Source organism: Massilia polaris (genome assembly GCF_012927275.1).
Classification (GTDB): Bacteria; Pseudomonadota; Gammaproteobacteria; order Burkholderiales; family Burkholderiaceae_D; genus Telluria_A; species Telluria_A polaris.
In genome coordinates this window covers 213,465-233,846 of the sequence record NZ_JABBGG010000005.1, presented here as the reverse complement: position 1 = coordinate 233,846, position 20,382 = coordinate 213,465, and the positions used below count along the sequence as shown (strand labels likewise).

The 20,382-nt window shown below is 63.8% G+C and carries 20 protein-coding genes and 1 pseudogene; 9 read left to right on the top strand and 12 right to left on the bottom strand.

What is annotated here, in order from left to right; translation table 11 throughout:
• The first annotated feature begins 56 nt into the window (after positions 1-56).
• Together pdxH and HHL21_RS10775 are read left to right on the top strand one after the other, a co-directional pair.
• Complete coding sequence (gene pdxH / locus HHL21_RS10780) at positions 57-1,238, top strand: pyridoxamine 5'-phosphate oxidase (protein ID WP_169465583.1); 1,182 nt, start codon at positions 57-59, stop codon at positions 1,236-1,238.
• 47 nt (positions 1,239-1,285) lie between these two features.
• Positions 1,286-2,488: a class I SAM-dependent methyltransferase gene (locus HHL21_RS10775; protein WP_169465580.1), complete on the top strand. Its 1,203-nt coding sequence runs from the start codon at positions 1,286-1,288 to the stop codon at positions 2,486-2,488.
• Between the two features lie 103 nt (positions 2,489-2,591).
• Here the strand turns inward: HHL21_RS10775 and msrA are convergent, their stop codons facing one another.
• Positions 2,592-3,131, bottom strand: a complete 540-nt coding sequence (gene msrA, locus HHL21_RS10770) for a peptide-methionine (S)-S-oxide reductase MsrA (RefSeq protein WP_169465578.1) — start codon at positions 3,129-3,131, stop codon at positions 2,592-2,594.
• A gap of 141 nt (positions 3,132-3,272) precedes the next feature.
• On the opposite strand from msrA, the gene HHL21_RS10765 reads away from it, so the two are divergent.
• The 3 genes and pseudogenes from HHL21_RS10765 to HHL21_RS10755 form a co-directional block, all read left to right on the top strand.
• Positions 3,273-3,782 (top strand): flavin reductase family protein, encoded by a 510-nt coding sequence (locus HHL21_RS10765; RefSeq protein WP_169465576.1) that lies wholly within the window; start codon positions 3,273-3,275, stop codon positions 3,780-3,782.
• Between the two features lie 66 nt (positions 3,783-3,848).
• Complete coding sequence (locus HHL21_RS10760) at positions 3,849-5,042, top strand: acyl-CoA dehydrogenase (protein ID WP_169465574.1); 1,194 nt, start codon at positions 3,849-3,851, stop codon at positions 5,040-5,042.
• Between the two features lie 267 nt (positions 5,043-5,309).
• A pseudogene (locus tag HHL21_RS10755) lies at positions 5,310-5,597 on the top strand (EAL domain-containing protein); the annotation flags it as partial.
• Positions 5,598-5,786: 189 nt separating this feature from the next.
• On the opposite strand, the gene HHL21_RS10750 reads toward HHL21_RS10755, so the two are convergent.
• The 10 genes from HHL21_RS10750 to HHL21_RS10705 form a co-directional block, all read right to left on the bottom strand.
• Positions 5,787-7,205, bottom strand: coding sequence for an SGNH/GDSL hydrolase family protein (locus HHL21_RS10750; protein ID WP_169465571.1), 1,419 nt, complete (start codon positions 7,203-7,205; stop codon positions 5,787-5,789).
• Between the two features lie 135 nt (positions 7,206-7,340).
• Positions 7,341-8,372, bottom strand: coding sequence for an L-threonylcarbamoyladenylate synthase (locus HHL21_RS10745; RefSeq protein WP_169465569.1), 1,032 nt, complete (start codon positions 8,370-8,372; stop codon positions 7,341-7,343).
• On the bottom strand, positions 8,369-9,559 hold the full coding sequence (locus tag HHL21_RS10740; protein WP_169465567.1) for a 5-(carboxyamino)imidazole ribonucleotide synthase: 1,191 nt from the start codon (positions 9,557-9,559) through the stop codon (positions 8,369-8,371). The genes HHL21_RS10745 and HHL21_RS10740 overlap by 4 nt, the downstream gene beginning before the upstream one ends.
• Positions 9,556-10,053 (bottom strand): 5-(carboxyamino)imidazole ribonucleotide mutase, encoded by a 498-nt coding sequence (gene purE, locus HHL21_RS10735; RefSeq protein WP_169465565.1) that lies wholly within the window; start codon positions 10,051-10,053, stop codon positions 9,556-9,558. The genes HHL21_RS10740 and purE overlap by 4 nt, the downstream gene beginning before the upstream one ends.
• Before the next feature lies 1 nt (position 10,054).
• On the bottom strand, positions 10,055-10,951 hold the full coding sequence (locus tag HHL21_RS10730) for a phosphoribosylaminoimidazolesuccinocarboxamide synthase (protein ID WP_169465563.1): 897 nt from the start codon (positions 10,949-10,951) through the stop codon (positions 10,055-10,057).
• 128 nt (positions 10,952-11,079) lie between these two features.
• Positions 11,080-12,144: a class II fructose-bisphosphate aldolase gene (gene fba / locus HHL21_RS10725; protein WP_169465560.1), complete on the bottom strand. Its 1,065-nt coding sequence runs from the start codon at positions 12,142-12,144 to the stop codon at positions 11,080-11,082.
• 187 nt (positions 12,145-12,331) lie between these two features.
• On the bottom strand, positions 12,332-13,780 hold the full coding sequence (gene pyk / locus HHL21_RS10720; RefSeq protein ID WP_169465558.1) for a pyruvate kinase: 1,449 nt from the start codon (positions 13,778-13,780) through the stop codon (positions 12,332-12,334).
• A gap of 44 nt (positions 13,781-13,824) precedes the next feature.
• Complete coding sequence (locus HHL21_RS10715) at positions 13,825-15,039, bottom strand: phosphoglycerate kinase (RefSeq protein WP_169465556.1); 1,215 nt, start codon at positions 15,037-15,039, stop codon at positions 13,825-13,827.
• A 70-nt stretch (positions 15,040-15,109) separates the two neighbouring features.
• Positions 15,110-15,439 carry an AzlD domain-containing protein gene (locus HHL21_RS10710; protein ID WP_169465554.1) on the bottom strand — a complete coding sequence of 110 codons (330 nt, stop codon included), beginning with the start codon at positions 15,437-15,439 and terminating at the stop codon, positions 15,110-15,112.
• Positions 15,436-16,185, bottom strand: a complete 750-nt coding sequence (locus HHL21_RS10705) for an AzlC family ABC transporter permease (protein ID WP_169465552.1) — start codon at positions 16,183-16,185, stop codon at positions 15,436-15,438. The genes HHL21_RS10710 and HHL21_RS10705 overlap by 4 nt, the downstream gene beginning before the upstream one ends.
• A 217-nt stretch (positions 16,186-16,402) precedes the next feature.
• Here HHL21_RS10705 and HHL21_RS10700 point away from each other — a divergent pair, with 217 nt between their 5' ends.
• Genes HHL21_RS10700 through HHL21_RS10685 form a run of 4 tightly spaced genes read left to right on the top strand, consistent with a single transcriptional unit; the run spans position 16,403 to position 18,611 of the window.
• A complete protein-coding gene (locus HHL21_RS10700; protein WP_169465550.1) occupies positions 16,403-16,597 on the top strand; it encodes a zinc-finger domain-containing protein in 195 nt (64 codons plus the stop codon).
• A gap of 20 nt (positions 16,598-16,617) precedes the next feature.
• Complete coding sequence (locus HHL21_RS10695) at positions 16,618-17,040, top strand: YybH family protein (RefSeq protein ID WP_169465548.1); 423 nt, start codon at positions 16,618-16,620, stop codon at positions 17,038-17,040.
• 10 nt (positions 17,041-17,050) lie between these two features.
• A complete protein-coding gene (locus tag HHL21_RS10690) occupies positions 17,051-18,043 on the top strand; it encodes a YheT family hydrolase (RefSeq protein WP_169465546.1) in 993 nt (330 codons plus the stop codon).
• Positions 18,036-18,611: a DUF2946 family protein gene (locus HHL21_RS10685; RefSeq protein ID WP_169465544.1), complete on the top strand. Its 576-nt coding sequence runs from the start codon at positions 18,036-18,038 to the stop codon at positions 18,609-18,611. The genes HHL21_RS10690 and HHL21_RS10685 overlap by 8 nt, the downstream gene beginning before the upstream one ends.
• 97 nt (positions 18,612-18,708) lie before the next feature.
• Here HHL21_RS10685 and HHL21_RS10680 read toward each other — a convergent pair whose 3' ends face one another.
• A complete protein-coding gene (locus HHL21_RS10680) occupies positions 18,709-20,307 on the bottom strand; it encodes a M48 family metallopeptidase (protein WP_370659701.1) in 1,599 nt (532 codons plus the stop codon).
• Positions 20,308-20,382: the final 75 nt, after the last annotated feature.

Sequence of the window (20,382 nt, the reverse complement as noted above, 5' to 3'; positions counted from 1 at the left end):
CTGCCGTTCACACTGTTCTAAAATGTGATTAAACATTGCACCATTTGAAAGCTGACATGACCAACGCCCTCCACGATGCCGCGCCCGGGTTCGACCAGCCGATCGCCGTGCTCAAGCACTGCCACGACCGCATCCGCAAGCAGCTTGCCACCATGCAAAAACTGCTCGATCACCTGCCGCAGCATGGCGCCGACGAGCAGGCGCGCCAGGCGGCAGCGGCGGTGATCCGCTATTTCGACAAGGCGGCGCACCTGCACCATGAGGATGAGGAACAGGACCTGATTCCGATGCTGCGCCAGGTGGCGCAGGGCGAAGACGCGGTCACGCTGGCCGCGCTGGTGCCTGGCATCATCGACGACCACGACAAGATGGATGCGCTGTGGCAGCGCCTGCACGAGCAGCTGCGCCCGATCGCCGATGGCGCGGGCGCGGCGCTGTCGGGGCCGGACGTGCGCGAATTTGCCGAACGCTACAGCTCACACATGGAGCGCGAGGAAGGCCAGATCGCGCCGATGGCGAAACGCCTGTTCAGCGCCGGGCAAATGGCCCAGCTGGGCGCGGCGATGCAGGCGCGGCGCGGCATTGCGCCCGAAGCGATGGCGGGCGAGGCGGTGGCTCACCTGCGCCAGGACTACGGCCAGGCCAGCCTGTCGGAAAGCGATGTCGATGCCGATCCGATCGTCCAGTTCGGCATGTGGTTCGATGAAGCGCTGAAGGCGCAGGTCAACGAACCGAACGCGATGGGCGTGTCGACCGTGGACGCGCGCGGCCGCCCGACATCGCGCATCGTGCTGGTCAAGCAGTTCGACCCGCGCGGTTTCACCTGGTACACGAACTACGGCAGCCAGAAGGGCCGCCAGCTTGCGCAAAACCCATTTGCGTCGCTGCTGTTCTTCTGGAGCGAACTTGAGCGCCAGATCCGTATCGAAGGTAGAGTGGAGCGCACGTCGCCGGCCGAAAGCGACCAATATTTCCACAGCCGGCCACTGAAGAGCCGGCTGGCTGCCGTCGCGTCCGCGCAAAGCGAGCCGATCGGCAGCCGCGCGGCCATGGAGCAGCAATACGAATCGATAGCACAGCAGTATGGCGAACAGCCGCCGCGCCCGGACAACTGGGGCGGTTTCCGTCTGGTGCCCGAACGCATCGAGTTCTGGCAGGGACGCCGTTCGCGTTTTCATGACCGCATCGTGTATACGCTGCAGGACGGCGGCTGGACACGGCAGCGTTTGCAACCGTAAGGGGACCGGCGGCGCCAAAGCCCCTGCCCGATGAGCCGGAGGAAAGCGTGTTTAGCCAACTACGATTGGACGCCTGGAGCTCAGGCGTGCGCAGCAAGACGACAGTGCCGCTGCGGATCGAGCTGTGGAATGGCCAGCGCCTGGATTTCTCGTCCGAGCCGCCGCGCGTCACGATCCGCGTGCCCGAGGCGTCGGCGGTGCGCTACCTGGTGTCGCCGTCGCTGTACAACCTCGGACGGGCTTACGTCGAGGGCGCCATCGAGGTCAGCGGCCGCGCCACCGACATGATCGCCGTCGTCAATGCACTGGCGGCCGCCTCGGTCCGGCCGCACGGCGCGCTGCGGCGCTTCATGCGCTCGCTGCCGCACACCCGCCAGGTGGATGCCGACGCCATCCGCTACCACTACGACGTGTCCAACGAGTTCTATCGCGCGTGGCTCGACCCCGCCATGGTGTACTCCTGCGCCTACTTTGAAAACGGCGACGAGGACCTGGCCACCGCGCAGCAAAAAAAGATCGACCACATCCTGACAAAACTCGACGTGCGGCCGGGACAGACCTTGCTCGACATCGGCTGCGGCTGGGGCGCGCTGGCGATCCGCGCCGCCGAACGCTTCGGTGCGCGCTGCGTCGGCATCACCCTGTCCGAAAACCAGCACCGGCTGGCGCGCGCGCAGGTCGCCAGGGCCGGCCTGCAGGACAAGGTTGAGATCCGCCTGCAGGATTACCGCGATGTCGAGGGGCAGTTCGACCGCATCACCAGCGTCGGCATGTTCGAGCATGTCGGAGTGCGCCATCTTGCCGAGTATTTCGGCCGCATCAATGCGCTGCTGGCGCCGGACGGCCTGGCGATGAACCACGGCATCACCAGCACCGATCCGGAGGGACGCGCGACGCCGTACGGAGGCGGCGAGTTCATCAGCAGGTATGTGTTTCCGCATGGAGAACTGGCGCACCTCGGCGCGGTCATCAGGGCGATGCAGCAAGGCGGGCTGGAAGCGCGCGATGTGGAGAACCTGCGCCGGCATTACGCGCGTACCTGCGAGCTATGGACCGAGAATTACGAGGCGAATGCGGCGACGATACGCACGTTGACGGACGAGCGCCATTTCCGGATATGGCATGTGTACCTGGCGGGATGCACGTATGCGTTCAACCATGACCTGATCAGTTTGTACCAGGTGGTGTGCGGGAAGGCGGGGAGTACGCCGGACAATCATCCCTGGTCGCGGCGGCATATGTACCCGTGATAAATTCGGCGGACGAAAGGAGTATTCGCTTGCACGCGAATACCGTTCCGCATGCGATTCGAAACCCCTGCTTCACCGGCCTTCGGCCTGTTCCGCCGGATTACTACTTCAGCCGGTTGGCGAACGTATTGCGGAACTTGGCCACCTTCGGCGCGACGACGAACGCGCAATACCCCTGCAACGGGTGCTGGCGGAAATAATCCTGGTGATAATCCTCGGCCCTGTGCCAGGTCTCGGCAGCCGCCAATTCGGTCACGATCGGCGCGTCCCAGACATTGGCCATTTCAGCGATCACCTGGTGCGCCACCCGCTCCTGCTCCGGCGTCGTGTAATAAATAACCGAGCGGTATTGGGTGCCGACGTCATTGCCCTGGCGGTTCAGGGTGGTCGGGTCGTGGATGGTGAAGAACACTTCCAGCAGGTCGTGGTAGCTGACCACGGCCGGGTCGAACTCGAGCCGCACCACTTCCGCGTGCCCGGTGGTTCCCGCGCAGACCTGCTCGTAGCTGGGATGGTCCTCATGCCCGCCCATATAGCCGGACTCGACCTTCGTCACCCCGCGCGCCTCAAGGTACACCGCTTCCAGGCACCAGAAACAGCCGCCCCCGAGTATCGCGACATTGCCCGCCGATTGGTTCGTCATCACACACCTCATTGCCCGCAAACGCGTATGGAGCAACTGTAACGCAAAGTGCAGTACCGTGCAGCTATGACAAGTGCCGGGCCCGCCGGTGGTACGGCAGGGCCGAAGTTTGGCATAATGGTATAAATAGACAGGTCACCAATGAACATTAGCTCCCCGCGCGCTGTAGCCCGCGATTTCGATTCGACGCAGTTCCGGCAAGCGCTGTCCCAGTTCGCTACAGGCGTTACCGTGATCACCACGCGGCTGGCGGACGGCAGTTTCCGCGGCCTGACCGCCAGCTCGTTCAACTCGGTCTCGCTGGAACCGCCGCTGGTGCTGTGGAGCCTTTCCGAGGGCGCCAACAGCATGCCCATTTTCAGCGGCAATTCCCACTACGTCATCAATGTGCTGGGCGCCGGGCAGGCCCATCTGGCCCAGCGCTTCTCGCGCCGCACCGACGACCCGTTCGCCGGCGTCGAGTACGAGCTGTCGCGCACCGGCCAGCCGATCCTCAAGGGCGTGTCGGCGTGGTTCGAATGCCACAACCGCAGCCGCTACCCGGAGGGCGACCACGTCATTTTCGTGGGCGAAGTCGAGAATTGCGCCTTCCATCCCCAGGCGTCGCTGATTTTCCACGCCGGGCAATTCGGAAGCACGCAAACGCGGTAAAATTGCATATCCATAAAGCAGTATATACAACTTGTTCCACCATCCAACACTGAGACAGGAAAGAGCATGAACCGATCCGATTCGCCCCGTAAGGCGCAGTTCCACTGGGATGATCCGCTGTTGCTGAACGAACAGCTGACCGACGAAGAGCGCATGGTGCGCGACGCTGCCGCGGCGTACTGCCAGGACAAGCTGGCGCCGCGCATCCTCGAGGCGTTCCGCCACGAGCGCATGGACACCTCCATCTTCCGCGAGATGGGCGAACTCGGCCTGCTGGGACCGACGATTCCGGAACAGTACGGCGGCCCGGGCCTGAACTACGTGTCCTACGGCCTGATCGCGCGCGAAATCGAGCGCGTCGATTCCGGCTACCGCTCGATGGCAAGCGTACAGTCGTCGCTGGTGATGGTGCCGATTTATGAATTCGGCACCGAAGCGCAGCGCCAGAAGTACCTGCCGAAGCTGGCGACCGGCGAATGGATCGGCTGCTTCGGCCTGACCGAGCCGAACCATGGTTCCGACCCTGGCTCGATGATCACCCGCGCGCGCAAGGTCGACGGCGGCTACGCGCTGAGCGGCTCCAAGATGTGGATCACCAACTCGCCGGTGGCCGACGTGTTCGTGGTCTGGGCCAAGGACGATGAAGGCGCGATCCGCGGCTTCGTGCTGGAAAAAGGCATGGCCGGCCTGTCGGCGCCCGCCATCCACGGCAAGTTCGGGCTGCGCGCGTCGGTCACCGGCGAAATCGTGATGGACAACGTGTTCTGCCCTGAAGAGAACGCGTTCCCGGACGTGCGCGGCCTGAAAGGTCCGTTCACCTGCCTGAATTCGGCACGCTACGGCATCGCCTGGGGTGCGCTGGGCGCGGCCGAAGCCTGCTGGCACACCGCGCGCCAGTACACGATGGACCGCCAGCAGTTCGGCAAGCCCTTGGCGGCCAACCAGCTGGTGCAGAAGAAGCTGGCCGACATGCAGACCGAAATCACGCTGGGCCTGCAGGGCTGCCTGCAGCTGGGCCGCATGAAGGACGCCGGCACCGCCGCGGTCGAGATCACGTCGATGATGAAGCGCAATTCCTGCGGCAAGTCGCTGGACATCGCCCGCGTCGCGCGCGACATGCTCGGCGGTAACGGCATCTCCGACGAGTTCGGCGTGATCCGCCACATGGTCAACCTCGAGGTGGTCAACACCTACGAAGGCACGCACGATATCCACGCGCTGATCCTGGGCCGCGCGCAGACCGGCATCGCGGCGTTTTAAGGTCGCAGCCGTGCTCATGAAAAACCCGCTGCGGCGGGTTTGTTTCATGGCGACGGGCGTACACCGGCAAGTGCGGTTACCGCTTTGGTCCGGGAGGACATGTGCGTCGTGTACATCGCCTGGTGCTGTGCCTTGTCCTGCTCTCATGCGCCACGGGCATGAGTACCGGCGAGGACCAGCACGTCAGGGTCGGCATCTACGCGAACCCGCCAAAAATATTCGTCAACGCCGAGGGCAAAGCCGACGGCATCATGATCGACCTGCTGCGCGTCGCTGAGCTACCTGAAGACGCTGCCGCTGGACCAGCTGAAGATCGACCGCTTGTTCGTGCGCGACGTGCTGGTCAACCCGAACGACGCGTCGATCGCGCGCAGCATCGTGGCGCTGGGGCATGCATTGGGATTGGGAATCATTGCCGAAGGCGTCGAAACGGAAGCGCAACGCGCCTTCCTCGCCGACCTGGGATGCAAGTGCTGCCAAGGCTACCTGATCGGTGCCCCGATGGAAGTCCACCTGCTCGAGGTCATGATCCGCGGCGCCCAGCCAGTCAACTGAAGAAGTACATCGGGGTCAACGTGACCCGGTCAACGTGACCCGGTCAACGTGACCCGGTCAACGTGACCCGGTCAACGTGACCCGGTCAACGTGACCCGGTCCGTCCCCGGGGTCTGTCCCCGGGGACATCGTGGCGTCCCCGGGGTCCGTCCCCGGGGACGGACCCTGATTTTTCTTACGTCATTGCGCTTACAGCCAGCGTTTTGCCACCATTTGCTCGGCGACGAAGTTGGAGATCAGCGAGTAGCCAAACGGCGTCGGGTGCACGTCATCAGCGAACAGGTACTTGCTGACGTCGCCAGCGATCAGGTTGGTGCCGTTGCATGCCAGCGAGGTGGTGCCAAGCGCGTTCGGGCCGCAGGCCGGCTTGGCGGCGTTGGAGATGCCGTACTTGGCCGGATTCAGGATCTGGTCCTGGCTCGGCGTGAACAGGTCGACATACAGTACCTGCGATTCGAGGCCGTCAATGCCGACGCGCAGCGCGATGTTGTACGCATTGACCATGCCGTTGATCAGGGTCTGGGTCGATGCGGCCTGCGCCTTCGAGCTTGGCACGCTGCCGAGGTCGGGCAGGTTGACCAGCACCACGTACTTTGCGCCCTTGGCGACGATCTGGTTACGGACGAGGTCCGCCAGTTCGGCAGCGGCTGCGGCCATGCGCGGCACCATCGCCGGACCGTTCGCAGCACCGTAAGCGGCGCCAGCTGCAGCGCCGGCCTTGGCGCCTGCTGCGGCACCCGCGGTGGCGGCAGCGGTCTGGGACTGGGCGACCATCGGGCCATACACGGCTGGCGAACCAACCGCCATGTTGCCTGGCTGTGCTGCGGCGGTTGCGACGGCGACGCCGACGATGGTTTGCGAGGTGCTTCCGGCACGTGCCGACTCGGTTGCGACTGCGGCGCCGATGGCTTGTGCGGCGGTGGTCGGGTTGCTTGCGCCGGCAGCCAGCAGGCCTACCAGCGTGCTGGCGAAGGTCTGTGCGCCAACCTTGGCGCCTTCGGCCGCACCGGCGGCGTTGCCGGCCGCGGTCGCGGCCGCAGTCAGTTCACCGAGCAGGGCGAATGCGTCATTGCCGCCCGCCATGACGAGTACCACTTCGTCGCCCTTGAATTTGCCGCCATTGCGTGCAAGGTGCGTTGCGACCTGGGTGGCAACCGGGTAGGTCAGCTGGCCGATCGCGGCGCCAGTGAGTTTGTTGCCCGGTCCAACCGGATTGGTGACGCGCGAACCGCCCTGGGCATAGCCGGTGCAGTTCAGGTTGTTGGTAACGGGAACCGAGAAGCCGCGGGTCGCGTCGCCGTCGAGGCCGGTGACCGCGGCGCAGGGCGCTGCGAGGCCGAGGCGCGATGCCATCAGCTCGGTCCAGTTCTTGCCGGTCAGCGAAGCGTTGATGGCGGTGTTGTCGCCGTTGATCGTGTACTTGCCGCCGCGCAGGGCGGCGACCGGGCCGACGGCATAGGTGCCGACGTCGGACAGGCTGTCGCCGAACGTTACCTGGGAAGCGAATTTCGGCTTCGGCGGTTGCGTGACAGTGTCGTTGTCGCTGCTGCCGCAAGCGGAAAGGATAGCCGCCGCCAGCAAGGCCAGCGCGATATTATTGTGACGCATTGTGTCTCCTAAGAAGAATATATTTTTGATGCGAACGCCCGTGCTTTTTGCACTACAACTAATATGCCAGCGTTAAGCAATCTTGTACATCAATAAACTTATCTTCCCGTCGGGTCGAAACAACAATGCATCCTGTTAAGTTGGTGCGTCATGGTTCAGCAGACCGTGCACGATGCCACTGGAACCATGCGCGGCGCGGCGCAGCCGGTCATTGACACCCAGCCACTCGCCGCCGCGCGGCGGCGCCTCGACCAAAATCACGTCGGAGCCGGCCTGGTCCATCGCGCGCAGGGCGGCGTACAGCGCATGCGCAAACCCTTCCGGGCTGGACGGCAAGCGCACTTCGGCGTGTGCCTGCGGGAATGCGCTGTAATGGATCAGGGCGACCTTGCGGCCGGCCGCTTGCAGCTTGCCGAGGGTAGCGAGCAGTTCGTCGCCGTCCTGCATGGCGACCGGGGTGTGCGGCGCGTAATGCGATTCCAGCGTGCCGGAAGCGCGCGGCGCGGCGACGTCGGGTGCAGCCGGCATGCTGTCGATAACGGCAGCAATCGCATCGGCGCTGATGTGGCCGGGGCGCAGCAGCACCGGGCCGTGCGTGGACAGGCGCGACAGGTCGACGATGGTCGATTCGATGCCGACCTGGCTCTGGCCGCCGTCGAGAATCGCGGCAACCGTGCCGTCGGCGCCGAATTCGTCGCGCACGTGCTGCGCGGTGGTCGGGCTGACGTTGCCGAACTTGTTGGCGGATGGCGCCGCGACGCCGCCCTTGCCGCCCTTGAACGCCTGCAGCAGCGCGATGGCGACCGGATGCGACGGGCAGCGGATGCCCACCGTGTCCTGGCCGCCGGAGACGGCGTCGGGAATGTGCGCTGCGCGCTTGAGGATCATCGTCAGCGGACCGGGCCAGAAAGCGTCCGCCAGTGCGCGCGCTTCATGCGGAATGTCGGTGGCCCAGTGGTCGAGGTCGGCGCCAGGCGCGATGTGCACGATCACCGGGTGGTCCATCGGGCGGCCCTTGGCTGCGTAAATGCGCGCCACCGCGGCCGGGTTCTCGGCGTCGGCGCCGAGCCCGTACACGGTCTCGGTTGGCAGGGCAACCAGGCTGCCCTCTTCCAGCAAGCGCGCGGCGGCGGCAATCGCCGCCTTGTCGACGTCCGGCCCGCTCATGCGTCCAGCTCGATGCCCAGGATGCTGCACGCGGAACGCAGCTTGTCCTGCGCTTCGGCGAGGGTTGGCGCAACGAGGGTCAGGTGGCCCATCTTGCGGCCAGGGCGCGCCTCTTCCTTGCCGTACAGGTGCAGGCAGGCGCCAGGCAGCGCCAGCACCTGTTCCCAGGCCGGTTCGCGCGCAGTGTCGCTGCCGGCGTCGAACCACACGTCGCCGAGGATGTTCAGCATGACGGCCGGCGAATGCTGGCGCACGTCGCCCAGCGGCAGCCGCGCCATCGCCCGCACTTGCTGTGCGAACTGGCTGGTGACGCAGGCGTCGATGGTGTAGTGCCCGCTGTTGTGCGGGCGCGGGGCCATCTCGTTGACCACCAGCGTGCCGTCGGTCAGCACGAAGAATTCGATGCACAGCACGCCGACATAGCCGAGCTGCGAGATGATCGCGCGTGCGGCGTCCTGCGCCATGCCGGCGCAGGCGTTGGAAACGTTTGGGCCGGGAACGGTGGTGGTGAACAGGATGCCGTCGCGGTGCACGTTTTCGGCGATCGGGTAGACGATCGACTCGCCATCGGCGCCGCGTGCGGTGAGCACCGAGACCTCATACGCCAGCGGCAGCATCTTTTCGAGCAGGCAAGTGACGCCATTCATGTCGGCGAACGCGGCGCGCACGTCGGAACGCGTTTTGACGCGGACCTGGCCCTTGCCGTCATAGCCCATGCGCACGGTTTTCAGGATGCCCGGCAGCAGGTCATCGGGAATCGCATCGATGTCTTCGCTGGACGCAATGGTCTTGTGCGGCGCCGGCATCACGCCGGAGCTCGGCGAGCAATCGACGAAGAAACGCTTCTCCGCGATGCGGTCCTGCGCCACCGACACGCACTGCGCGGCCGGGGCGACGAAAGTATGCGCGCCAAGGAAGGCCAGGCTGTCGGCCGGGACATTTTCAAATTCGGTGGTGATGGCGGCGCAGGCGGATGCGAGATCCGCCAGGCCCGCCGGGTCGCTGTAGCCGGCCACGATCAGGCGGTCGGCCGCCTGCCCTGCCGGGCTGTCGCGTGCCGGGTCCAGCACGGCGACCTTGAAGCCCATCGCCTGCGCCGCATGCGCGAACATGCGGCCAAGCTGGCCGCCGCCCATCACACCCAGCGTTGCCGGTGGGCGCGCCGGGGAAAACTGCTTATCGTTCATACTGGTAACGCCATGGCCCTTGCGGCCGCTGTCTGGATATTGCGGTAATCCTGCAGGCGGTCCGCCATCGCATCGTCGAGGCTGGCGATCATCGCGACTGCGGCCAGCGCAGCATTTGCCGCGCCTGCTTCGCCGATAGCGAAAGTCGCGACAGGAATGCCCTTCGGCATCTGCACGATCGACAGCAGCGAATCCTCGCCGCGCAGGTACTTGGACGGCACCGGCACGCCGAGCACCGGAACGATGGTCTTGGCTGCAATCATGCCTGGCAGGTGTGCGGCGCCACCGGCGCCGGCGATGATCGCACGCAGGCCGCGCGCACGCGCGCTTTCTGCGTAGGCAAACATTTCATCCGGCATGCGGTGGGCAGAAACCACTTGCGCTTCATACGGTACGCCGAATTCCTTCAGGATGGCGACCGCATGCTGCATCACGTCCCAGTCCGACGACGAACCCATCACGACGCCGACGACCGGCTTTGCTGTGTTGTCCATCTCAGAGATCCAGTTTCTGGCCGGTCAGGCGCTCGAGGGCTTCAAGATACTTGGCCTGGGTCTTGGCGATCACGTCGGCCGGGACCGGCGGCGATGGCGGCGCCTTGTTCCAGTCCTTCAGCGTTTCCAGGTAGTCGCGCACGAACTGCTTGTCGTAGGACGGCGGCGACATGCCGGTTGCGTAGCTTTCCATCGGCCAGAAGCGCGACGAGTCCGGGGTCAGGATTTCGTCGATCAGGTAGATCTTGCCGGTTTCATCCTGGCCGAATTCGAACTTGGTGTCGGCGATGATGATGCCTTTTTCGGCGGCGTATTCGGCGGCCTTGGTGTACAGCGCGATCGCGTAGTCGCGCACCTGGCGCGCCACGTCCGCGCCGATGATCTGCTCGGCTTCTTCGTACGAAATGTTTTCGTCATGCGCGCCGGCCGGGGCCTTGGTCGATGGCGTGAACAGGACCTGCGGCAGCTTCTCGGCTTCCTTCATGCCGGCTGGCAGTGCGATACCGCACACCTTGCCGGTCTTCTGGTAATCCTTCCAGCCCGAACCGATCAGGTAACCGCGCACGATCGCCTCGATGCCGAGCGGCTTGAATTTCTTGACGACGATGGCGCGGCCTTCAGCCTGCGCGCGCTCTTCCGGAGCGACGACGGACAGCGGATCGATGCCGGTCTCGTGGTTCGGCATCAGGTCGGCGAATTTCTGGAACCAGAAGTTCGACATGGCCGTCAGGATCTTGCCCTTGCCCGGAATCGGATCGTCGAGGATGACGTCGAATGCGGACAGGCGGTCGGTCTGGATGACCAGCAGCTTGTCGTCGCCGACGGCGTAAATGTCGCGCACTTTTCCGCGGTGAAGGAAGGGAAGCGACTTGAGATTTGTTTCGAGAACACTAGACATCACGAATCCTTGAATTGCCAAAAGGTGGAGCAGGGGTTTCGAATCGCACGCGATTCGCCTGCGAAACGGTGTTCGCTTGCAAGCGAACACTCCACCTAAGCGCGCCCCGAAAGTCGCGCGAGGGGTGTTTATTTTACGATCTGGGCCAGTTCGCCGTTTTTGTAACGCTCGGCCATCTTGTCCATCGGGATCGGCTTGATCTTGGCAGCCTGTCCTTCGCAACCGAAGGCCAGGAAGCGCGCCTTGCAGATGTCCATCGCCGCGTCACGCGCAGGCTTGAGGTAGTCGCGCGGGTCGAACTTGGATGGGTTTTCGAACAGGTACTTGCGGATCGCCGCCGTCATCGCCAGGCGGATGTCGGTGTCGATGTTGATCTTGCGGACGCCGTGGCGGATGCCTTCCTGGATCTCTTCGACCGGCACGCCGTAGGTTTCCTTCATGTCGCCGCCGAATTCGCGGATCACGGCCAGCAGTTCCTGCGGCACCGACGAGGAACCGTGCATCACCAGGTGGGTGTTCGGGATGCGCGCGTGGATTTCCTTGATGCGGTCGATCGCCAGGATGTCGCCGGTTGGCTGGCGCGAGAACTTGTAGGCGCCGTGCGAGGTGCCGATCGCGATCGCCAGTGCGTCGCACTGGGTGCGCTGGACGAAGTCGGCGGCTTGCGCGACGTCCGTCAGCAGCTGTTCGCGGGTCATCGCGCCGTCGGCGCCGTGGCCGTCTTCCTTGTCGCCCTTCATCGTTTCGAGCGAACCGAGCACGCCCAGTTCCGCTTCGACCGTCACGCCGATCGAGTGCGCGAACTTGACCACTTCGCGCGACACGTCGACGTTGTAGTCATACGATGCGACGCTCTTGCCGTCGGCTTCGAGCGAGCCGTCCATCATCACCGAGGTGAAGCCGGAGCGGATCGCAGCCATGCAGACTGCCGGCGACTGGCCGTGGTCCTGGTGCATGACGACCGGGATGTGCGGGTAGGATTCAACCGCGGCGTCGATCAGGTGGCGCAGGAAAGCTTCGCCGGCATATTTGCGGGCGCCAGCGGACGCTTGCATGATGACCGGGGAGCCGACCGCGTCGGCGGCAGCCATGATGGCCTGCACCTGTTCGAGGTTATTGACGTTGAACGCTGGCAGGCCATAGCCGTTTTCGGCGGCATGGTCCAGCAGTTGACGCATGGATACGAGGGACATGGTAGTACTCCAAACAATTGAAATCGTTAGACCGCTTAAGTAAGCCCTTTGAAGCCCGCAGCTTTAATCCTGTCGTCCCCGCGAAGGCGGGAACCCATATCACCGTTGCCGAGCAGGCCAGATATGGATTCCCGCGGGGCCGCCGAGGCCTCCGCGGGAACGACACCGGTCGACCCTGCCGCGAGTGTTAGTCGAATTCTCCTACGCGCACGATTTTCAGTGCGTTGGTGCCGCCGGCCTGTCCCATCGGGGAACCCCAGGTGACGACGATTGTGTCGCCCTTGCGAACAACGCCCTGTTTCATCAGCAATTCTTCCGCCTGGCGCAATACTGCGTGGCTGCCGCCTTCCTGCAGCAGGTGATAAGCTTGCACGTTACGATACAGCGAAGCCTTGCGCTGCGTCTGCTGTGACGGGGTCAGCGCGAAAATTGGCGTGTCGATGCTGTGACGGCTCATCCACAGCGCGGTCGAGCCCGACTCGGTCAGCGCCACGATCGCTTTCACGCGCAGGTGGTGCGCGGTGAACAGCGCGCCGTAGGCGATCGACTGGTCGATGCGGGTGAACTGGATGTTCAGGAAGTCGGCGTCGAGCTTGTTGTACTCGGACTGCTCGGCTTCGGCGCAAATCGCCGCCATCATTTCCACGGTTTCGATCGGGTACTTGCCCGATGCGGTTTCGGCCGAGGTCATCACTGCATCGGTGCCGTCCAGCACGGCGTTGGCGACGTCCGATACTTCGGCGCGGGTCGGCACCGCGTTGACGATCATCGATTCCATCATCTGGGTCGCGGTGATCGCCAGCTTGTTACTTGCACGCGCCATGCGGATCATGCGCTTCTGCAGCGCAGGCACGGCAGCATTGCCTACTTCGACAGCCAGGTCGCCACGCGCGACCATGATGCCGTCGGAGGCGTCGAGGATTTCCTGCAGCACAGGAATCGCTTCGGCACGTTCGATCTTGGCGATCATCTTCGGCTTGTGGTGGAATGGCTCGCCGGCGATGTTGGCCAGCTGGCGCGCCATTTCCATGTCGGTCGCGCTTTTCGGGAACGAGATCGCCAGGTAGTCGGCCTGGAAGCTCATCGCGGTCTTGATGTCTTCCATGTCCTTGGCGGTCAGCGCCGGCGCGGTCAGGCCGCCGCCCTGGCGGTTGATGCCCTTGTTGTTCGACAGCTCGCCGCCGACCTTGACGGTGGTGAACACTTCGTGGCCGAAGACGCGGTCCACGACCAGCACGATCAGGCCGTCGTTCAGCAGCAGGCGGTCGCCCGGACGCACGTCGCGCGGCAGCGCCTTGTAGTCGAGGCCGACCCGTTCCTGGTTGCCCAGTTCGCCGTTGTCGCCCCACTTCGCATCGAGGATGAACCTCTCGCCGTTCTCCAGGTTGATCTTGCCGTCCTCGAACTTGCCGACGCGGATCTTCGGACCCTGCATGTCGGCCATGATCGCCACTTCCTTGCCGCATTCGGCCGCGGCGCGGCGGACCAGCGTGGCGCGGTCGATGTGGTCTTGCGCCTTGCCGTGCGAGAAATTCAGGCGGACAACGTCAACGCCTGCCTTGATCATTTTGACGAGGATATCGAAGTCGGTCGAAGCCGGGCCGATGGTTGCAACGATCTTTGTGCCACGATACATAGTAATCCTTGAAGTAAAAGCGCAGCCGGAGGGCTGCGCTGGCGTTACCTGGTGCTGCGTTGCAGGAGGATGTCCACCGCCGGCAGCGTCTTCCCTTCGAGGAATTCGAGGAATGCCCCGCCGCCCGTCGAGATGTAGCCGATTTTATCGGTGATACCGTATTTCGCAATGGCCGCGAGGGTGTCCCCGCCGCCCGCGATCGAGAAGCCTTTGGAGCCGGCAATCGCCAGCGCCAGCATGCGGGTGCCTTCGCCGAACTGGTCGAACTCGAATACGCCGACCGGGCCGTTCCAGACGATGGTGCCGGCGGCGCGGATCTGCTGGGCCAGCGTGGCCGCCGTTTTCGGGCCGATATCGAGGATCATGTCGTCGTCGGCGACGTCGGCCACATCCTTGATGGTGGCCGCGGCGGTTGGCGAGAATTCTTTCGCGCAGACGACATCGACCGGAATAGGCACGGTCGCGCCGCGCGCGGACATCATGTCGATAATGGCTTTCGCTTCGTCGACCAGGTCTGCCTCGACCAGCGACTTGCCGATGTTCAGGCCGGACGCCTTCATGAAGGTGTTGGCGATGCCGCCGCCGACGATCAGGTTATCCACCTTGCCGGCCAGCGCCTTCAGGATCGACAGCTTGGACGACACCTTGGAACCGGCAACGATGGCCAGCAGCGGACGGCTTGGCGCGCCCAGGGCTTTGCCCAGCGCGTCCAGTTCGGCGGCCAGCAGCGGGCCTGCGCAAACGCTCGGTGCGAACTTGGCGATACCGTGGGTCGTCGCCTCGGCGCGGTGCGCGGTGCCGAAGGCATCGTTGACGTAGACGTCGCACAGCCTTGCCATCTTCTGGGCCAGCTCGTCGGAATTCTTTTTCTCGCCCTTGTTGACGCGGCAGTTTTCAAGCAGCACGACCTGGCCAGGCTGCAGGTTCTCGAGACCCTTTCCGTCAACCCAGTCCTGCTTCAGTTCGACCGGCTGGCCGAGCAGCTCGGACAGGCGCGCGGCGACCGGCGCCAGGCTGTCTTCCGGCTTGAACGCGCCTTCGGTCGGACGGCCCAGGTGGGACGTGACCATGACGGCCGCGCCTGCCTTGAGGGCGGCCTGGATGGCAGGCACCGAAGCGCGGATGCGCGTGTCTTCGGTGATGTTGCCCGCGTCATCCTGCGGCACGTTCAGGTCGGCGCGGATGAACACGCGTTTTCCTTGCAGCGCGTTTTGGTCGATCAGGTCTTGCAGACGGGTGAAGTTGAGAACAGCGTGCATGGCTACCCAAACGGTCGAATATAAAAGAACGCTATTTTAACTCATGAACAATGCAAAACTGCCAGTATGGTCACTGCAACCAGAGCCGCAGGCCGGTAAAGAACAGCATCCCGAAAACGATGGTTTCCAGCATGTTTCTGCGCAGCAGGTAATAGCCGATCGACGCCAGCCCGGCCACCAGCTTCAGGTTCGAGATGGCCAGGTGGAGCTCACCCTTCGTGCCGAGCAATAAATCGGGCGCGACAATGGCCGCCAGCGCGCAGGCCGGGGCGAAACGCAGCATTTCCTGCACCCGCTTCGGGATCGTGATGTGGTGGCCGACCAGCCAGAACGAACTGCGGGTGGCCGCGGTAGCCACGGCAAGCACACCGATGGTGATCCAGATTTCGAGGTCGCTCATGCCTTGGCCTGTATCTTTTCCAGCGTTTCTTCGACGACCATCGCGGTCAGCATGCCGAGCAGCACAGCGGCGAGCAGGCCCAGCTTGTACGGCAAGTCGTAGCCCAGCACCGAGGTTGCCGCGGCGACCAGCACGCCGCACGCCGCTGCTTTATTCACCGTCAGCGGCACCATGATGCAGATGATCGCGAGGGTGCCGGCGAAGCCAAGGCCCCACTCGGTCGGCACGGCAGCGCCGAGGAAAATGCCCGCGATCGAGCCGACCTGCCATGCACCCCAGTTCGGGTACAGCAGGCCCTTCAGGTAGGACAGCTTGCCAAGCGCCGGGGCCTCGCTCGGATAACGCTGCAGGAACAGCGCGACGCTCATGTCGCCGGACACATAACCGAGCGCAAAGCGTTTTTTCCAGGGCAGGTGGGCAAAGTGCGGCGCGAGGATGGCCGAGAAAATGACGAAACGAAGATTGACGACCAGCGCCGTTGCGAACACCACCCAGATCGGGGCATTCGCAACAATCAATGGAAGCGAGGCAAGCTGGGCCGAACCGGCGAACACCAGCAAGGTCATCGCCAGCGCCTGGGGAATGCTCAGCCCCGTCTTGATCATCGCGATGCCAACCACCAGGCCCCATGCGCCGATGCCGAACAGCGTCGGGATGCCGACCTTGAAGCCTTCGCGGAAAACGGCCGGGTCTTCGTCTGCCGGAAAACTCGACTCCGGTGACGTTGGGGGAAGCGGCCCGCTCATGTTGTTTTCCTGCCACAGCGTACTGCGGAGGGTGTAGCGGGCAGTGCGGGACGATCGGCCATGAAGCGCAATTCTTTGTGTGGCGCGGACCCCGCTTTTCCATGTGAAAAAGGCGAGCACGGCCATGATTGTTGAGGCGCTATTTTAACGGCCATTCCGGATGGCTGCCTGAATCCGCTAAAATCGAGGTCTTGCCCCTTAGCGTTTCGGAGAATCCATGAATCACAAACAAGTGCCAGCAGTAGAACTCGAGGCCAAAGACCTGCCGGCGCATTGCCCGAACCCGGCGATGCCGCTGTGGTCATCCCACCCGCGCGTGTTCCTCGACTTCGGCCACGACGGCTTGGCGAAGTGCCCGTACTGCGGCACCGAATACATGCTCAAGCCAGGCACGGTCCTGTCGCACCACTAATTGCGCTGGCCGGAGACACGATGAAACGCGAGAAACAGCTGATTGGCACCGCCGCCGAGGTCGAGGCGGCCTTCTATGATGCGCTCAACCGCGGCGACGTCGACGGCCTGATGGAACTGTGGGCGGAGGACGAGGAAATCATCTGCATCCACCCGGGCGGCCCGCGCCTGCACGGCCACGCGGCGATCCACGCCTCGTGGGAAGCGATCCTCGAACGCGGCGGCCTGCAGATTCGCTCGTCGCAGCTGCACACCAGCCACAACATGATGAGCGCGGTGCACAGCGTGGTGGAAGGCGTGACCTCGAACGGCGACGAAGCCGCGCATCTGGTCGCGACCAATGTTTATCTGAAGACGCCGGCAGGCTGGCGCATGGTGTCGCACCATGTGTCGGTAGCGCCCGGCCCGGTACCGTCCGGCCCGCTGCCAACCAACCTGCACTGATTTTCCCCGCATGCGTTACACCGCACCGTTCTGGCTTCCCAGCGGACACCTCCAGACCATTTATCCCGCCATCGCGATTGGCAAGCCCTTTGTTGCGTTCCGGCGCGAGCGCTGGGACGCGCATGACGGCGATTTCGTCGATGTCGATTTCGTTGACGGCGAGCCTGGGAAGCCGTTTGTGGTGCTGTTCCATGGACTCGAAGGCTCGTCCAACAGCCACTACGCGCGCGCCATGATGGCGGCCATCGCCGCGCGCGGATGGTCCGGCGCCGTGCCGCATTTCCGCGGATGTTCGGGCGAACCGAATCTCGCGCCACGGTTTTACCATTCGGGCGACGCGCAGGAAATCGACTGGATTCTGCGGCGCTTGCGGCCGCGCGCTGCAGGCAAGTTTTACGCTGTCGGCGTTTCGCTTGGCGGCAATGCCCTGCTGCGCTGGCTGGGCGAATCGCAGCATGAAGCGGAGATTGTCGATGCGGCGTGCGCAGTGTCGGCGCCGCTCGACCTTGCGCGCGGCGGCGAGTCGCTATCGTCCGGCTTCAACATGCTTTATACGCGCATGTTCCTGCAATCGCTGAAGCCGAAGTGTATCGCCAAACTGGACCAGTTCCCCGGCTTGTTCGACCGCGACGCGCTGATGTCCGCCCGCGACCTCTACCAGTTCGACAACGTGGTGACGGCGCCGCTGCACGGCTACCGCGACACCGACGATTACTGGGACCGCGCCAGCGCCAAGCACGTGCTTGCTGATATCACGGTGCCGACGCTGGTGCTCAACGCCCGCAACGATCCTTTCCTGCCGGGAGTTCACTTGCCGAGCGAAGCGTCGGCTAGCGTCACACTGGAATATCCCGAACACGGCGGACATGTAGGCTTCGCGACCGGCGGCTTGCCGGGCAGCCTGGAGTGGCTGCCGCAGCGCCTGATTCGCTTTCTCGAAGGGGACGGCCCGACGCGGGCGCCCGCTGAGCGTGAAGTGTGCGAAGCTGTCGTGCATGGATGACATCGTAAAACAGGCCATTGCGAAATGGCCAAACGTACCGCACTGCTATGGCTGGCTCGCGCTCGATGCGCGCGGCGGCTGGCGCATGCGTGACGAGCGCGCGCAGCAGCGGGAGCTTCCCGGCGACAAGCTGAATCAGCCGACTTTGGTGGGCTTCATCAATCGAAATTACGCTGCGGACGAGCGCGGCTGCTGGTATTTCCAGAATGGGCCGCAACGCGTTTATCTCAATCTGGAAGCGACGCCGTTCATTGCACGCACTGACCCGCAGCAGGGCTTGCTGTTGCAGACCGGCGAGGCACTCGGCGTCATGGAACGCGCGTGCATGACCGAGAATGGTGAGCTGATTGTCGCCAGCGGCGACAAGGTCGCGAAGGTGGATGACCGGGATATGGCGCAGATGATGCAGGCGATGCAGATTGATGGTCAGCCTGCTTCGGACGAAGCTCTGATGGCGTGGATGGAAGGTGGGCAAGGATCACTGCTGCTTGGGCAGACTCCGGTCGAACGCATCAGGCAAGCGGCCGTCCCGGAAGAATTCGGCTTCGTTAAGATCCCGCAACCGTAAAACCGTCGTTCCCGCGAACGCGGGAACCCATACGTCGCATCCTTATCCGCTCAGCATGGATTCCCGCTTTCGCGGGAACGACGTCGAGAGAAGTCTGCTACTTCTTCGCTTCCTCAATCTCTTCCCTGCGCTTCGCCTGCCATTCGCGCTCTCTCGCGTCGATCAGGGCGAGGTCATAGAACGATGCATCTTTCGCCTTCCGCGCGATGTTCAGCTGGTCTAGCGCGGCCAGCACACTGCCACCCAACGCATACGATTCCGCCAGCGCCATGTGCTGAAGCGTCAACTTTCCCTGCGCCGCATACGTCTTGGCCAGCAAATCATGCAACTTCGGCTCCGATCGGTACAACTGAACCTGGTCACGCAGGAACTTCGCGGAATCATCCAGCTTGCCATTGGCGATCATCGCATCCGCATACTGGCGAGCGATGCCGCGAGACAGCGGGAACTGCAAGTGGGCCAGTTCGGCGTCTTTCATCCCTTGCAGCTTGACCGCCGCCGACTGGCTCGGCGCGAGCTTGATCTCGATTCCAAGGCTGGCGAACATCGCCGCGCCGTTGGAGTCTGCACGCTCGGCGGACAGCACCGCCTTATTATCCGGCGGCTTCATCGTCGCGCGCGCCTTGTCGAGCCACGCCTGTGCCTTGACGTGGTCGCCGCGTTTGAGCTCGAGAAACGCCAGGCCATACTGCGCACCTGCTTTTTGCTGGCGGCTTAACTGGGTAAGCTGGTTTTCGAACGTCAGGGCCGTTTCGCGCAGGCCCTGTACGGATTCGTCCTGCAGCACGCGCATCCGCGCGCGGACGAGATGGAATTCGATGCTGTCCACACGCTGGCGGTAAGGCGTTTCGCGGATGCGCGACTGGATATCGGAAATGCGTTCGGATGTCAGCGGGTGACTGCGCAGGTAGGCCGGGGTCAGGTCCGAATAGTTGCGGCTGGCCGATTGAAGGCGCTGGAAAAACTCTACCATGCCGGTCGTGTCGTAGCCGCCAGAGCCCATGATCTGGAAGCCGACCCGGTCGGCCTCGCGTTCGGCATCGCGGGAGAAATCGAGCTGGCGTTGAATCGCCAGGCCTTGCCCGCCCATGAATACGCCCATCGCGGCGTCGCTGCTGGCCTGAGAGGCAAGCGCAGCGAGCAGCATCGCCGCCAGCGGGATCAAGGCGTCCTGACGCTGCTGCCCGAGCATGCGGGCAATGTGGCGTTGCGCGACGTGGCCGATCTCGTGCGACATCACGGATGCCAGTTCGGATTCGGACTGGGCCGCGATCAGCAGGCCGGAGTGCGCGCCGATAAAACCGCCCGGCAAGGCGAACGCGTTCAGGACCGGATCACGGACAGCAAAGAAGTAATAGTCGGCATTGGTTTCGCCGCGGGCACCGGGATACGCGGTGACCAGCGCGTTGCCGAAGGTGTTCATGTATTCGAGGACGACATCGTCATCGAGGAAATCGGGGTCGCGCCGGATGTCGCGCATGATTTCTTCGCCGAGCTTGCGTTCGAATACGGGTGAGAGGTCTTCGCGGGCCGTGTCGCCGAGGGTAGGCAGGCTTGGCGCGGCGGACGTTGCCTGGGCGTAACCGGCGGGAGTCGCGGCGATGAAGGACGTCAGTGCGGCAGCGGATACGGCCGTGACGGCACGCCGCAATTGGGTGGTGAGGCGTCGCAGAGCTGGAGCTGGTTTCGTTTTCACGATGCTATGATACCCGCATCCACGAAACACGCATCACCCCGCCCTCTTATTCACACATTTTGTTACCACCTACCA